Raw genomic sequence first — 15,394 nt, forward strand, 5'->3', positions numbered from 1 at the left:
AGAAAGAAAGCTAAGCTGTTTTAAAAACACGGAGGTGTAATTTTGGGAAAACCCATAGTAGCAGTTGTTGGTAGGCCCAATGTGGGTAAATCGACATTTTTCAACTATCTGGCAGGGAGCAGGATATCTATTGTAGAAGATACACCTGGAGTCACCAGAGACAGAATATATACAGAAGTTGAGTGGAGAAGCAAAAAATTTACATTGATAGATACCGGGGGAATTGAACCCTATTCGGAAGATATAATAATGCAGCAAATGAAGCGCCAGGCGGAAATCGCCATAGAAACGGCAGATGTTATTGTATTTATGGTGGATGCCAGGGACGGCATGACGGCTACAGACAAGGAAGTGGCCACAATGCTAAGAAAATCCAAAAAGCCGGTTATACTCACCGTAAACAAGGTGGACAGGGTGGGAGATCCTCCGCCGGAGGTATATGAATTTTATAATCTTGGCATGGGAGATATGGTAGTCATATCCTCGGTGCATGGACTGGGCATGGGAGACCTGCTGGATGCTGTTTTTGAGCATTTTCCCCAAGATGCTGACAGTGAGTCCGATGAGGAGGTCATAAAGGTTGCCGTTGTGGGCAAGCCAAATGCGGGCAAATCTTCATTAATAAATACCATACTGGGTGAGGAAAGGGTAATTGTAAGCAATATCCCCGGAACCACCAGGGATGCCATTGATACCCATGTGGAAAATAACGGGCAGAAATACACTTTTATTGACACTGCCGGTATCAGGAAGAGAGCAAAGATAAACGAAAGCATAGAAAAGTACAGTACCATAAGATCCTGGACGGCTATAGAAAGAGCTGATGTATGCCTGATAATGATAGATGCCGAAGACGGCGTCACGGAGCAGGACACAAAGATTGCAGGCTATGCACATCAGCAGGGAAAAGCCTCGATTATAGTGATAAACAAATGGGATTTGATTGAAAAGGAGACCGGCACACTGGAGGAATACAGGAAACAGGTGCATGAGAAGCTGGGTTTCATGACTTACGCACCTGTATTGTTTATATCTGCAAAGACAGGCCAGAGAGTGCACAAGATTTATGAGCTGATCAAGTTTGTAGCCGATCAGGCTGCCTTCAGGATTTCCACCGGAATGCTCAATGACCTGGTCAATGAAGCTATTGCCATGGTTCAGCCTCCGTCTGACAAGGGCAAGAGACTGAAAATATACTATATGACACAGGCCGGAGTCAAACCGCCTTCCTTTGTTGTCTTTGTAAATGATCTGGAGCTGTTCCATTATTCATATGAGCGGTATCTTGAAAATCAACTGAGAAAAAATTTCGGGTTTGAAGGTACTCCTATCAGGTTCATTCACAGGCAGAGGGACAAGGATTAAACCAAACGGGCTGTGGATGTCGGATTCAGCAAAATTTGGTTAGTGGAGGTTTTGTATGGGTATTTTAATAATCAGGCTTATTGCTGTTGCAGTTATAGGATATCTTCTGGGAAGCTTGAATACTTCCATTATAGTAGGAAAGCTTTATGGCACGGATATACGAAAGCATGGAAGCGGCAACGCGGGCATGACCAATACGCTGAGAACGCTGGGAAAGGCTGCAGCGCTGATGGTAATAGCGGGAGACATCTTAAAGGGGGTAGTATCCTACCTTATAGGACAGCTAGTAGTGAGTACGATACCCGAAACTGTAACCCTTGATCTTGCCGGCATTGGTGGTATGGCTGCAGGCATGGCGGCAATAGCAGGACATAACTGGCCTGTTTATTTCGGCTTCAGAGGAGGAAAAGGAATACTTACCTCTTTTGCTGTGGTAATGATGATGGACTGGAAGCTGGGGCTTATACTGCTGGGCATATTTGCAGTCATAGTAGCTGTTACAAGGTATGTATCCCTGGGTTCCATAATTGCTTCGGCGGCATTTCCGGTGGGTGCGGCTATCAAGGGAAACGGCCCCGTTTTTATTGTCTTTTCCGCAGTATTGGCAATTCTTGCTGTGGCAAGGCATAGTGGAAATATCAAAAGATTGCTTAGTGGTTCGGAAGCTAAGCTGGGTCAAAAGAAAAAAGCCAACGGTTAATTTCTATTGGTAACATACAATTTAATTATAACAGGAGGGGAATATGAATAGAAATGTTGCAGTTGTCGGCGCTGGAAGCATGGGTACAGCGATGGCGGTTTTGCTGTCTAAGAACGGCAATAATGTAAGACTTTGGTCTCCCATGAAGGATGAAATAGGTATGTTGAAGGCGAACAAAGAGCATGTGACCAGATTACCGGGTGTGAAAATCCCTGATAGTGTGGAATTCACAAATGAGATAGAATTTGCGGTAAAGGATGCGGAGGTTGTAGTTCTGGCGGTTCCTTCCCAGACGACCAGACAGAATTGCAAAACCCTGGCAGGGCTTATCACCAGGGATACTGTTGTGGTAACCTGTTCCAAAGGAATAGAGGACGGCAGTTGCAAGCTGCTTTCCGAAATAATGCAGGAAGAACTGCCGGACAACAGTGTTGCAGTTTTGTCAGGCCCCAGCCATGCCGAAGAAATAGGCAGGGACATACCTACTACCGTGGTGGCCGCTTCTGAAAAGGTTGAGGTTGCAAGCTTCCTGCAGGATTTGTTTATGACTCCCAACTTCAGAGTTTACACAAATACAGATGTCATAGGAGTAGAGCTGGGGGGAGCTTTGAAAAACATAATAGCCTTGTGCGCGGGCATTTCCGATGGCCTGGGCTATGGTGACAATACCAAGGCTGCCTTGATGACCAGAGGTATTGCAGAGATTTCCAGACTGGGAGTTGCCATGGGCGGAAATTCCGAGACATTCTCAGGACTTACGGGAGTTGGAGACCTTATAGTTACCTGTACCAGCATGCATAGCAGGAACAGGAGGGCCGGAATCCTGATAGGTCAGGGAAAGTCTGTACAGGAAGCCCTTGACGAGGTTAATATGGTTGTAGAGGGTGTAGCCACTACCAAGCCGGCCTACGAGCTTGCAAAAAGACTGGGAGTATCCATGCCCATAACCAATGAGGCATACAGTGTCCTGTTCGAGGGAAAAGACCCAAGGACTGCGGTGGGCGACCTTATGACCAGGGATAAGAAAACGGAAATGTAATAAATATTTAAGGCGGAGTGTCCGGCCAGGCTTATGCCAGGACTGGCCGGACTACCCAATAGAATAAGAGAAGCGGGCTGCATATGGTTTTCTGCCGTATGCAGTTCTTTTTTATGTAAATACGCAGGCTGTGTGATATCCTCCCTTGAACTTCACCTGAGAAAAGTCAATTTTATTATAATTTTTTTGTAATAATAACTTTTTTCGGACATATATTTAATATTGAAAGTGACAACGTACATAGTCCTATTTGGGCGTGTAGCAATATAGGGGAGGGTTCTAAGCGTGGAAAAATTCAATATATACCAGCAAATTGCTGAAAGAACTCAAGGGGATATTTATATAGGAATAGTGGGACCTGTAAGAACGGGTAAATCAACCTTCATAAAGAGATTTATGGATTTGCTGATTATTCCCAATATAGAGAACACTTACCAGAAGGAAAGGGCAATAGATGAACTTCCACAAAGTGCGTCGGGAAGAACCATAATGACCACTGAACCTAAATTCATCCCCAATGAGGCAGTAGAAGTAGTTATTGATGACAATGTACAGCTAAAAGTCAGAATGATCGATTGTGTAGGGTATATGGTAAGAGGTGCCATGGGCCACCTTGAAAACAATGCACCCAGAATGGTATCCACTCCGTGGTATGAATACCAGATTCCTTTTGAAGAAGCAGCCGAAATCGGAACCAGAAAGGTAATCAACGAGCATTCTACCATTGGTATAGTTGTGACCACAGACGGAAGTATAGCCGATATTCCCAGAGAAGATTACATAGATGCCGAAAGAAGGGTAATTGCCGAGCTTAAGGCCATTAATAAGCCGTTTGTAGTAATAATTAATACCATAAGGCCGCGAGATCCGGAAACTCTCAGGCTGCGGGAGGAAATGGAGCAGAAGTACGGTGTGACGGCTCTTACCATGGACTGCCTCCAGATGAGAATCGATGATATTGATTCGGTAATGGAAAAAATCCTGCATGAATTTCCCATATTCGAAATCGGTGTAAATATACCCAGGTGGGTGGAAGCTCTGGAGGATTCTCACTGGCTCAAGTCCAACGTACTTGATTCCATAAGGGAGACTTTCCGGTCGGCAGGCAGGATAAGGGATATAAAGTCGGCCATGCCCGGTTTTGAAAACTATGACTTTATTAAAAGAGCTGTAATAGACAAGGTCAGCCTGGGTGAAGGTTCGGTGCTTGTGGATTTGTCCACCACGGACGGACTGCTGTACAGGATTCTCAGCGAGGAATCAGGAATGGAAATAGAGGGAGAGCACAAGCTGATCCGTCTCATAAAGGATCTGGCAAGAGTAAAACGCGAGTATGACAGGGTTGAATATGCCTTGCATGAAGTCAAGGTAAAGGGTTACGGAATGGTGTCTCCACAGCTCGAGGAGCTTACCCTTGAGGAGCCTGAAATCATCAAGCAGGGCAACAAGTTCGGAGTCAGGCTGAGAGCCAGTGCCCCGTCCATACATATGATAAGGGCTGATATCGAAACTGAAATAGCACCGCTGGTAGGGACTGAAAAACAGTCGGAAGAGCTGGTGACATATTTGCTCAGGGAGTTTGAAAATGATACTGCAAGACTGTGGGAGTCAAACATATTCGGCAAGTCACTGCACGAGCTTGTAAATGAAGGACTGCAGAATAAGCTTTTCAGAATGCCGGAGGATGCGCAGCTCAAGCTTCAGGAAACCTTGCAGAAAATTATAAATGAGGGCAGCGGAGGCCTGATCTGCATCATATTGTAATACAGAGCTGCTGCTGCACCCGGACAGAACAGAATTTCAGGTTTGATGAAATTTATGCTCCGGACATATATAATAAATGGAATTCAGTAAAAAGGGGAGGGCCGCCCAAGCGGCCTTCCCCTTTTTATAATCAGCCTGCCGGCAGATAGCTTTCTTTTAAAAATCTCTTCAAGGGAATGTACAGCAGACCCAGCAGGACAAGTGTGCTTATAAGCTCAGGCAGCATGTAGCTTGCATTATATACCAGGGAATACAAGTATACATTCTGACCTTCCGGTGTTGTATAGGCCCATACTATAACTCCGGAGAGAAAATGAAAAACGAATCTTGCAAACATGGCGGTAAAGGTGCTGAGCAGGTTCAATGCAGCATTTTTTCTGAACAGACCGGAAAGACCTATGCTGGCAAAAGGCATGAGGTAGTCAAGCAGAATACTTAGGGGATGGTATGAATACTTGGGCCCCAGGAGAAACTGCAAAATCCCGAAAACCAGACCCGCAAGCATACCCGGCCGTGTGCCCCATCTGATTGCGAATATTATCACCGGTATCATGCTTCCGGCAGTCACAGACCCTCCATAGGGAGATTCATAGACCTTAAAATAACTGAGAACCTGGGCCAGGGCAATCATAATTCCGGCCTCCACCATCATTCTGGTAGACATTTTTTTCATGGAAAATCCTCCTTATCATAATAACATACGTACAGTAACGTTTTTTTAATGCATTCTTGCAGGAAACCTGCTTTTCCGGACAATAAAAAATGCCATGCCTGTTTGGAAAAATGCAGCATGACATTGTACTTTCCTACGCTGGCATTACCCAGATCAGGTATATGGAATATTGCATTCCATGGAATGAGAAGCATCCCTTGGGGTTTTAAGTAAACATACTTATCTCAGCCGAATCCATTATCAGCTCCCCCGTAAAGACAAAGCTCAACCAAAAGCCGGAGCACAACCCGTGTATTGGTCAGTATTGCTTATATCTTTCAATATTCAATTGAAATCGGATTTGATATCCGTTGCTATTATAACAGAAGGTTAAATGAATAGCAATGTCCGATGTTGCAAGGAGGCTGTTCACTCCGGGACACGGACGGATTCTTTTAAAAAATCCTGCATGCAAATTCTAGAAATTACCGAACAAACGTTTGCATTATTTTGTTTATTTGATATAATATAAATGCACTAAATATATAAGAGTTTTTCTTTATAACAGTTCAATATTTTATATTTATTTTATATTTATAGATGTCAAAGTCGGAAAGGGAATACTTTTTTGACAGCACAGCAGAAATGGAGCAGAAAATGATCAGGGATAATATTTTTATAAAGGGTGCAAGGGAGCACAACCTCAAGAATGTTGACATTGAAATACCAAGGGACAAGTTTGTTGTTATCACAGGCCTCAGCGGCTCCGGCAAATCCTCGCTGGCTTTTGATACCATATATGCAGAAGGCCAGAGACGTTACGTGGAATCCCTGTCCTCATATGCAAGACAGTTTTTAGGGCAGATGGAAAAGCCGGATGTGGATTATATTGACGGACTTTCTCCTGCCATATCCATAGACCAGAAGACTACCAGCCGAAATCCGCGTTCCACAGTGGGAACGGTTACCGAGATACATGATTATCTCAGGCTGCTTTATGCCCGAATAGGCATTCCTCACTGCCCCAAGTGCGGAAAAGAGATAGCCCAGCAGACTGTGGACCAGATGGTGGATCAGATCCTTTCCTTTGAAGAGGGGACCAGGATACAGCTCCTGGCTCCGGTGGTCAGAGGCCGCAAGGGTGAGTATCATAAGCTTATAGAAGACGCAAAAAAAGGCGGCTTTGTGAGAATCAGAGTGGACGGCCAGGTGTATGACATAAATGAAGAGATTGTCATGGACAAAAACAAGAAACACAATATTGAGATTGTTGTGGACAGGCTCATTATAAGGGAGGACATCCAAAAAAGACTGTCCGATTCCCTTGAAACAGTGCTCCAGTTAAGCGGGGGCACCGCAATCATAGATGTTGTCGGAAAGGAGGAATTCCTTTTCAGCCAGAATTTTGCCTGCAGTGATTGCGGCATCAGCATAGAAGAACTCACCCCCAGAATGTTTTCCTTCAACAATCCCTTTGGAGCCTGCCCCACATGTACAGGTCTGGGAAATCTGCTCAAGGTTGACCCCGACCTGATAATACCCGACAGGTCCCTGTCGCTGGAAGAGGGGGCTATAACCGTATCAGGCTGGAATGTGGAAAGCGAGGATGCTTACACCAGGATGATATTCAACGCTCTTGCCAAGCATTACAAGTTCAAGCTGAGCACACCTGTCCATAAGCTGCCGGCTGAAATATTGGACATAATACTGTTGGGAACCAAAGGTGAAAAAATCAAGGTGGAATACGAGAGAGAATATGGCAGCGGCTCATATCTGGCTGCATTTGAAGGCGTAGTAAATGTTGTGGAGCGCCGTTACAAGGAAACCCAGTCAGAGGGTATGAAGCAGTATTATGAACAGTTTATGAGCAATACCCCGTGTCCGGACTGTCAGGGTGCAAGGCTGAAACCGGAGAGCCTCGCAGTTACTGTGGGAGATAAAAATATCCACCAGCTTTCAACCATGTCGGTGGCTGAGACCAAGGACTTCTTTCTCAACGTGCAGTTGACGGACAGGCAGAAGATGATTGCCAATCAGATTTTAAAAGAGATAAATGCCAGAATAGGCTTTCTGGTGGATGTGGGGTTGGATTACCTCACTCTTTCCAGAGGAGCAGGAACCTTGTCAGGCGGTGAAGCTCAGAGAATCAGGCTTGCCACACAGATTGGCTCAGGCCTGATGGGAGTTTTGTATATACTTGACGAACCCAGCATAGGCCTGCATCAGAGAGATAACGCAAGGCTGCTGACTACACTGAACCGCCTGAGAAATCTGGGGAATACCTTGATTGTCGTAGAGCATGATGAGGATACCATGCATGCTGCCGATCACATAATTGATATGGGGCCTGGTGCGGGTATCCACGGGGGAAATGTTGTGGCAGAGGGCCCTCTGGATAAAATACTCAAGTGCGAGGAGTCGCTGACAGGCCAGTACCTCAGCGGCAAGAAGTCCATTGAAATACCTGCCAGGCGCAGGAAACCCAACGGTAAATGGCTTGAAATAGTGGGAGCAAGGGAAAACAACCTGAAAAATATAGATGCAAAAATACCCCTTGGCGTATTAACCTCCATTACCGGAGTATCAGGTTCAGGAAAGAGCTCTCTGATAAATGAGATTTTGTACAACAGTCTGGCCGGCAAGCTGAACAGGGCCAGAACCAAACCGGGAAGTCATGATGCCATAAAAGGAATTGAAAACCTGGACAAGGTTATAAATATAGACCAGTCTCCTATAGGAAGGACACCACGGTCAAATCCGGCAACGTATACAGGGGTGTTTGACCTTATCAGGGAGGTGTTTGCTTCCACTACCGAAGCAAAAATGAAGGGTTATAAAAACGGAAGATTCAGTTTCAATATAAAGGGTGGACGGTGTGAGGCCTGCAGCGGGGATGGAATCATAAAAATCGAAATGCATTTCCTGCCTGATATCTATGTTCCGTGTGAGGTATGCAAGGGAAAGAGGTATAACCGCGAGACCCTTGAGGTCAAATACAAGGGAAAGAGCATATCCGATGTACTTAATATGACTGTTGAAGATGCACTTGAGTTTTTCAAAAATATTCCAAAGATTCAAAGAAAGCTTCAGACTCTCTATGATGTGGGCTTGGGCTATGTAAAAGTGGGACAGCCTTCCACAACCCTTTCAGGAGGTGAGGCACAGAGAGTCAAGCTGGCCACCGAGCTGTCCAAAAAAAGTACGGGGAGTACGTTGTATATACTGGACGAGCCCACCACCGGCCTGCACATAGCTGATGTCCACAGACTCATTGATATTTTGCAGAGACTGGTGGATGCGGGAAACTCCATAGTTGTCATAGAACACAACCTGGATGTGATCAAGACCTCGGATTATATACTGGATCTTGGGCCAGAGGGAGGAAACAGGGGAGGAACCATTATTGCCCGGGGCACTCCCGAGGAAGTAGCCGGGGTTGAGGGCTCCTATACGGGAAATTATCTGAAAAAGATTTTAGACCAGAGTAAAAGTAATTATGAACAAAAAACCATATAAGTAAAAAATAATTTGTAGAGTTCCTATAAAATCTGATTTTGTAGGAACTCTATTTATATGTCATAAATTATATTGATTTTGTACAGAAATATTGCCGCTGAGGTTTGTTAATTCTATGTTAACTTTGTTGTAAATTACTTAACAATACTATATAATGGAAACGGTTAAGTGTTATATTTTGTCGAAAGAGGGTACTTCATAATGTTTAGAATTACATCGAAAGAGGAAATGTTTTTTGACTATTTTATTGAGACTTGTGAGATAATTTGTAAGGCTGCAAATCTTTTAGATGATTTGACAAACAATTATGTCAACGTCAATGAGAAAATCATGAGTATTGAAGAGGCTGAACATGCATGTGACAACAATGTGCACAAAATACTCAATGAACTTAACAAATCCTTTATAACTCCTATTGACAGGGAAGATATTTTTACCATTGCAAAAGAGCTGGACAACATAACTGATGACATTGAGAGTACTGCTCACCGTTTCAGTATGTTCAATGTCAAGGAAGTAAGGCCTGAGGCTCTTACCCTTACAAAGCTTGTTGTCAGGGCTACAGATGAGTTGAGAAATGTAATGATCGAAGTTAAGAATATGAAGAAGAGCAAACAGCTTCAGAACAAAATTATTGAAGTAAACAATGTTGAGGACGAAGCGGATACCATATTCAGGGATGCCATGGCCAGCCTGTTCACTTCTGAGACAGATGCTGTGGAAGTAATAAAATGGAAGGCAATATTTGAGTTGCTGGAAAACACTATTGATGCTTGTGAGGATGTGGCAAATATAATAGAAGGGGTTGTAATGAAAAATGCTTAGTGTTTCGTTGGTAGTAGTTGTTTTACTGGCACTAGGATTTGACTTTATAAACGGCTTCCACGATACTGCAAATTCTATCGCTACATCTGTTTCCACCAGGGTACTGTCTCCAAGACAGGCCATCATAATGTCGGCCATTTTAAATTTTGTGGGTGCACTTACGAGCAGCAAGGTTGCCAAGACTATTTCCACCGGATTGGTTGATGGAGAAATGATAAAGGTGCAATACGTTATAATTGCAACTTTGATAGCTGCAATTATATGGGATTTGATTACCTGGTATTTCGGAATACCCAGCAGTTCCTCCCATGCACTCATAGGAGCGCTTGTGGGTTCCTCCATTGCTTATTCCGGCGGCTTGAGCATAGTTAAGTGGCAGGGAGTTCTGGACAAGGTAATAATTCCGCTGATCACTTCACCTGTGATTGGTTTTGGTATGGGTTTTCTGTTTATGACCCTGCTGTACAGATTGCTTCGTAATCTTACGCCAACATTTATTAACAAATGGTTTTCAAAGCTGCAGATTCTATCTGCTGCATTTATGGCATACTCCCACGGCAATAATGATGCACAGAAATCAATGGGTATCATAACACTTGCTCTGGTGGGAGTCGGATTGAACGGAGGACATACGGATGTTCAACCCTGGGTAATGATAGCATGTGCCATATCAATGGCTCTGGGAACGTCCATAGGCGGATGGAAGATCATTAAAACCATGGGAGTCAATATGATAAGGCTTCAGCCCATAGGCGGTTTTGCCGCTGAAACAGGCGCTGCCATCGTCATTGAAACCATGACTCATTTCGGTGCTCCCGTAAGTACCACCCATGTCATATCTACCTCCATAATGGGTGTTGGTGCTTCAAAAAGGTTGTCTGCCGTAAAATGGGCGCTGGCCAGAAACATTGTATGGGCGTGGATAATTACCATTCCTATAACAGCTCTGATGGGTGCGTTTATTACAACAATATTTAAATTGTTTGCCTGACAGCCTGTGCAGTGTAAGCAAGGCGGAAGGCAAACGGCGCAAACGGCCGGAAATATTACCGACATAAGGATGATAAAGCTGGATTTGATTATACTTAAATAGAGAAACGGTGAATTAGACATGGTTTAATTTATCGTTTTTTTGTTTTAAGCGGCTTTTCAAGCGGCTAAAGATAATCTATATGAATTGTAGGGTTTGTAACAGATTGTTTACAACTTTAATTAAAAAATAACTGGATAACAAGCGTACAAACACGCTACAATGATTATAGGCATGCCTGATAAATTTGCTTTGCCCTTAATAGCCAATATAACTCAATAGTAGCAAAAATGGCTGTAAGGCAGTTAGACCTAAGAATACAGTTATGTTATACTATTAAAAACCATATAGTCCGTAAATATGGCTCAAAATAAAAAAATTATAGACATTTATGGAAATAATATAGTATATATGTATATATAAAGCTACCTGCAAGAGAAACTTTAAAATATTGTTTGTATATATGGTATGTATGGTATATTTAATATACTTAATAGGGATGTTTTCAGATACATTGGGTTGGCTATGATAACCAATAATATGCGGTAGTTTTAGGAACAAAGTGCTGACCGCAGGCAGCAACTTGGGTTTGTTTAACTATTAATGGAGGTTGAAAATGATAAAATGTTCAATTTGTAATAAAAATATAGCAGTAGTTTTTGTAACGAAAGTAGTTGATGGAAGACAGGTACAGGAGGGTCTTTGTGTCAGTTGTGCCAGAAAGCAGAATTTACAGCCCATTGATCAACTGTTGTCCCAGACGGGGATGACCGAGGATGAGCTTGACAATATAAGCAAGCAGGTTGGGGATATGCTGGAAGATATGGAGGGAAATGAACTGTTGGAAGCATTGCAGGGAGATCCTGGAAATGTGAATCAGACAAATCCTTTTTTCGGGATACTGAACAAGGCATTTCCAAAGGCTGCCGACGGTGGCCATGAAGCCGAGGTTCCTGCTGTAAGCAGTCAGGATAAGGACAACGGAGATGACAAGGACGCAAAGAATTCCACAAAAACCAAGGTGCAGGACAAAAAAGTCAACAAGAAGAAAAAGTACCTTGACATGTATGGCTCAAATCTTATAGACAAGGCAAGAGAAGGCGCAATAGACAGGGTTATAGGAAGAAACAGGGAAATAGAAAGAGTTATACAGATACTGAACAGAAGGACAAAAAACAATCCTGTACTCATCGGAGAGCCCGGTGTGGGAAAAACTGCCATAGCAGAAGGTCTGGCGGTAAGAATTGCAGAAAAGAACGTACCGCAGAAATTATTTAACTCAGAGGTCTACCTGCTGGACATGACAAGCGTTGTTGCGGGCACACAGTTCAGAGGTCAGTTTGAAAGCAGGATGAAGGGCATAATCGAAGAGGCCAAGTCATTTGGAAATATTATTCTTGTAATAGATGAGCTCCACAACATTATGGGGGCAGGTGAGGCTGAGGGTGCCATGAATGCCGCAAACATACTGAAGCCTGCTCTTTCAAGAGGGGAAATCCAGGTGATTGGGGCAACCACCCTCAATGAGTACAGAAAGCACATTGAAAAGGATTCGGCCCTTGAAAGGAGATTTCAGCCGGTTATAGTTGATGAACCGTCAATAGAGGAATCCATTGAAATTTTAATGGGCATCAAGCATTACTATGAGGAGTACCACAGGGTCAAAATAAGCGACGATATTGTCAAGGCAGCCGTAAACTACTCCGAGAGATATATTACAGACAGACTGCTGCCGGACAAGGCCATAGATGTAATTGATGAGGCAGGTTCCAGGGCAAATCTGAGAAATGTCAAACTGGTGGAACTTCAATCCTACAAGGATGAACTCAAAAGAGTGCAGGAGGAAAAGGAAACTGCCGTTTCGGCAGATTCAATCGAGGATTACCAGAAGGCTGCTGATTTGAAAGTTTATGAATGCAAGCTGATAAGTATGATAAAGGATATTGAAGATACCAGCAAAGATGTGGAATTGACTGCGGAGGATATTGCCAGCGTTATTGAGGCCTGGACCAAGATTCCTATTCAAAGGCTTAGCGAAGCCGAATCAGAAAAGCTTGTAAATCTTGAAACCCGCCTGCACAAGCGGGTAATCGGGCAGAGCAAAGCCGTTGAAGGAGTATCTAAGGCAATACGGCGCAGCAGGTCAGGTTTCAAGAAGAAGAAAAAACCTGCTTCATTTATTTTCGTTGGCCCCACCGGTGTGGGTAAGACCGAGCTTGTGAGAGCTTTGGCAATGGAACTGTTTGAGAGCGAAGAAGCACTTATAAGGCTGGATATGTCCGAATATATGGAAAAGCATACTGTATCCAAGCTGATAGGCTCACCTCCGGGTTATGTAGGCTATGACGACGCAGGACAGCTTACCGAGAAGGTAAGAAGAAAGCCTTATTCCGTCATCCTGTTGGATGAGATAGAAAAGGCTCACCCGGATGTTTTCAATATGCTGCTGCAGATACTCGAGGACGGAAGACTTACGGACAGTCACGGAAGAACTGTAAGCTTTGAAAATACCATAATCATAATGACCTCCAACGCCGGAACCAACTTCAAATCCAGCGGCATCGGTTTTGCCAACAATGCCTATGCCTCTCTGGAAAGCAAGGTAAAGGATGTTATAAAGGAGACCTTCAGGCCTGAATTTTTAAACAGGATTGACGATGTAATCGTATTTACCGAGCTCAATCAGGAAGAACTCAAGCAAATAGTGGAACTAATGCTTGAGGAGGTTTATGCCGAGGCCAGGGATAAGGATATCAGAGTCAATGTTTCTGAAAAGGCCAAGGAATTTATTCTTGAAAAGGGCTATGATGTGAAATTTGGAGCAAGACCTTTAAGGAGAGCAATTCAGAACTATATAGAAGACAGGTTGTCGGAGGAATTCCTGAAGGGAACCATCAAGGAAGGCTCCCTGGTGGGAGTGGATTTGAATGACCAGAAAGAAATAACACTGTCCATTATTTAATATAACCATAAAATAGCTGCCGGAAGCAAAGTATTCCAGCAGCTATTTATTTGCACCGGTTTCCAATTCATACTATATCCATATTTTACAATTTCCAGTTATTTTAATATTTTTTATTGCAAATTGTACTGATTAATAATTATAATAACAGTATACGAAATTTCTTTATTGTCTTTTCCAAAAATAGAACTGTATTCAAACAGTGCAGAGTGGGGTGAAATTAATGAAATACTCAAAACGGTTTTTGAGTATTGCAATTCTATCCGTATTGTGTTTTTCCGTGGTCGCGTGTGCAGGGAACAGGCCAAAGGACCCCGAGGGTCCTGACAGTGCCGCCTTGCCCGAGCAGAGAACCACAATTGAATTAATGACGACCTGGGGTGGGGTTGACAGTATGGCCGGAACCTTGAAGGAAATCATTGCCAGATTTGAAAATGAAAACAGCACAATAAAGGTATCAAACCAATCAATTTTTGGAGACGAATATTTACCTACACTGAAAACCAGGTTTGCATCGGGAACCGAGCCTGATGTCTTCGGGCTTTGGCCGGGTTCGGACATTACCTATCTGGTCAAGGCGAATAAGGTTGCAGACCTTACAGACATACTGAAGCAGGACCGGGCCTGGATGGACAGCTTCAACCTTTCCAGTTTTACGTATACCACTTACGGCAACAAAATTTATGGTATACCCTTTGAAATGGTTTTTGAGGGTCTCTTTATAAACAAGGACCTCTTTGAAAAATATAAGGTCGAAAAGCCACAAAATTATGAAGAGCTGAAAACCGCCATTACTGCCTTCCGGTCATACGGAATTATTCCCATAGCCTATAACTCCTCGGCAGAGGGCTCATACATTTATCAGAATATGGTTGCCAGCCTTGGCGGCAAAAAGGGTGTTGAACAAAGCATAAGTGACGGCAAGATAAACCAGATTTATATAGATGCAATGAAATATATGAAAGAGCTGTATGACATGCATGCGTTCCCAAAGGACGCTCTTGCACTCAACAGCAATGAGAGGAACCAGCTTTTCTTTACAAAGCAGGCGGCCATGATTGTTCAGGGCTCATGGTTCATACCCTATTTTGACAAGTACGATCAAAGTGTTGAAATGATACCTTTTCCTTCTATGAACAACAGCAGTCCCAAAGTGCCCACCGGACTGGGCGGAGGGACCTTTTACATCAGCAGGAGCGCCTGGGATGAATCTCCTGGAGAAGATGCCACAATACTTTTCCTGAAATATCTGACCTCAAAAGAGACAGCCACCTTTTTTTACGAGAAGACTGCTCTGATGAGTAATCTTAAAATTCAACAGGAAAGACCGTATAGCTCACTGGCTCAGAAGAGCATAGACTTGTATGAGAAAACCCGTGAAGAGAATAAAACTTCCATTCCCGACCACATTATTGACAGAAGTGCCTGGAATGACGTAGTGATTCAGCAGTTCCCGTATTTCCTGGAAGGCAAGAAGTCGGCCGAGGAAATATGGAGCGAGGTGGTTATAAGAATACAACAAAACTAATTGCGTGTTAGAA

At 43.6% G+C, this 15,394-nt stretch carries 10 protein-coding genes; 9 read left to right on the forward strand and 1 reads right to left on the reverse strand.

Going from position 1 to position 15,394, the window contains the following annotated elements; genetic code table 11:
* Window positions 1-42 precede the first annotated feature (42 nt).
* The 4 genes from der to spoIVA all read left to right on the forward strand — a co-directional run bounded on the left by der (window position 43) and on the right by spoIVA (window position 4,868).
* A complete protein-coding gene (gene der / locus CLHUN_RS08930; protein ID WP_080064246.1) occupies window positions 43-1,365 on the forward strand; it encodes a ribosome biogenesis GTPase Der in 1,323 nt (440 codons plus the stop codon).
* 55 nt (window positions 1,366-1,420) lie between these two features.
* Entirely contained in the window at window positions 1,421-2,065 is a 645-nt protein-coding gene (plsY, locus tag CLHUN_RS08935) for a glycerol-3-phosphate 1-O-acyltransferase PlsY (protein ID WP_080064247.1), read from the forward strand.
* Window positions 2,066-2,108: 43 nt separating this feature from the next.
* Window positions 2,109-3,104, forward strand: coding sequence for an NAD(P)H-dependent glycerol-3-phosphate dehydrogenase (locus CLHUN_RS08940; protein WP_080064248.1), 996 nt, complete (start codon window positions 2,109-2,111; stop codon window positions 3,102-3,104).
* Window positions 3,105-3,389: 285 nt separating this feature from the next.
* The gene (gene spoIVA, locus CLHUN_RS08945; RefSeq protein ID WP_080064249.1) at window positions 3,390-4,868 is read left to right on the forward strand and encodes a stage IV sporulation protein A; all 1,479 of its coding nucleotides are present in this window, start codon (window positions 3,390-3,392) and stop codon (window positions 4,866-4,868) included.
* Between the two features lie 130 nt (window positions 4,869-4,998).
* On the opposite strand, the gene thiT is transcribed toward spoIVA, so the two are convergent.
* The gene (thiT, locus tag CLHUN_RS08950) at window positions 4,999-5,541 is read right to left on the reverse strand and encodes an energy-coupled thiamine transporter ThiT (protein ID WP_080064250.1); all 543 of its coding nucleotides are present in this window, start codon (window positions 5,539-5,541) and stop codon (window positions 4,999-5,001) included.
* A gap of 636 nt (window positions 5,542-6,177) precedes the next feature.
* Here thiT and uvrA point away from each other — a divergent pair.
* The 5 genes from uvrA (at window position 6,178) to CLHUN_RS08975 (ending at window position 15,381) form a co-directional block, all read left to right on the forward strand.
* Window positions 6,178-9,036, forward strand: a complete 2,859-nt coding sequence (gene uvrA / locus CLHUN_RS08955; protein ID WP_080064315.1) for an excinuclease ABC subunit UvrA — start codon at window positions 6,178-6,180, stop codon at window positions 9,034-9,036.
* Window positions 9,037-9,237: 201 nt separating this feature from the next.
* Window positions 9,238-9,861 carry a DUF47 domain-containing protein gene (locus CLHUN_RS08960; protein ID WP_080064251.1) on the forward strand — a complete coding sequence of 208 codons (624 nt, stop codon included), beginning with the start codon at window positions 9,238-9,240 and terminating at the stop codon, window positions 9,859-9,861.
* Window positions 9,854-10,852, forward strand: coding sequence for an inorganic phosphate transporter (locus tag CLHUN_RS08965; protein ID WP_080064252.1), 999 nt, complete (start codon window positions 9,854-9,856; stop codon window positions 10,850-10,852). The genes CLHUN_RS08960 and CLHUN_RS08965 overlap by 8 nt, the downstream gene beginning before the upstream one ends.
* A gap of 655 nt (window positions 10,853-11,507) precedes the next feature.
* The gene (locus CLHUN_RS08970) at window positions 11,508-13,853 is read left to right on the forward strand and encodes an ATP-dependent Clp protease ATP-binding subunit (protein WP_080064253.1); all 2,346 of its coding nucleotides are present in this window, start codon (window positions 11,508-11,510) and stop codon (window positions 13,851-13,853) included.
* Between the two features lie 223 nt (window positions 13,854-14,076).
* Entirely contained in the window at window positions 14,077-15,381 is a 1,305-nt protein-coding gene (locus CLHUN_RS08975; RefSeq protein WP_080064254.1) for an ABC transporter substrate-binding protein, read from the forward strand.
* Window positions 15,382-15,394 lie beyond the last annotated feature (13 nt).

The sequence above is a fragment of the Ruminiclostridium hungatei genome (assembly GCF_002051585.1).
Taxonomy (GTDB): domain Bacteria; phylum Bacillota; class Clostridia; order Acetivibrionales; family DSM-1351; genus Ruminiclostridium; species Ruminiclostridium hungatei.

Bases quoted from the DNA above. Each gene is read 5' to 3' on its own strand.
- plsY (WP_080064247.1), top strand. From the start codon at position 1,421: ATGGGTATTTTAATAATCAGGCTTATTGCTGTTGCAGTTATAGGATAT.
- CLHUN_RS08940 (WP_080064248.1), top strand. From the start codon at position 2,109: ATGAATAGAAATGTTGCAGTTGTCGGCGCTGGAAGCATGGGTACAGCG.
- thiT (WP_080064250.1), bottom strand. From the start codon at position 5,541: ATGAAAAAAATGTCTACCAGAATGATGGTGGAGGCCGGAATTATGATT.
- uvrA (WP_080064315.1), top strand. From the start codon at position 6,178: ATGATCAGGGATAATATTTTTATAAAGGGTGCAAGGGAGCACAACCTC.
- CLHUN_RS08960 (WP_080064251.1), top strand. From the start codon at position 9,238: ATGTTTAGAATTACATCGAAAGAGGAAATGTTTTTTGACTATTTTATT.
- CLHUN_RS08965 (WP_080064252.1), top strand. From the start codon at position 9,854: ATGCTTAGTGTTTCGTTGGTAGTAGTTGTTTTACTGGCACTAGGATTT.
- CLHUN_RS08970 (WP_080064253.1), top strand. From the start codon at position 11,508: ATGATAAAATGTTCAATTTGTAATAAAAATATAGCAGTAGTTTTTGTA.
- CLHUN_RS08975 (WP_080064254.1), top strand. From the start codon at position 14,077: ATGAAATACTCAAAACGGTTTTTGAGTATTGCAATTCTATCCGTATTG.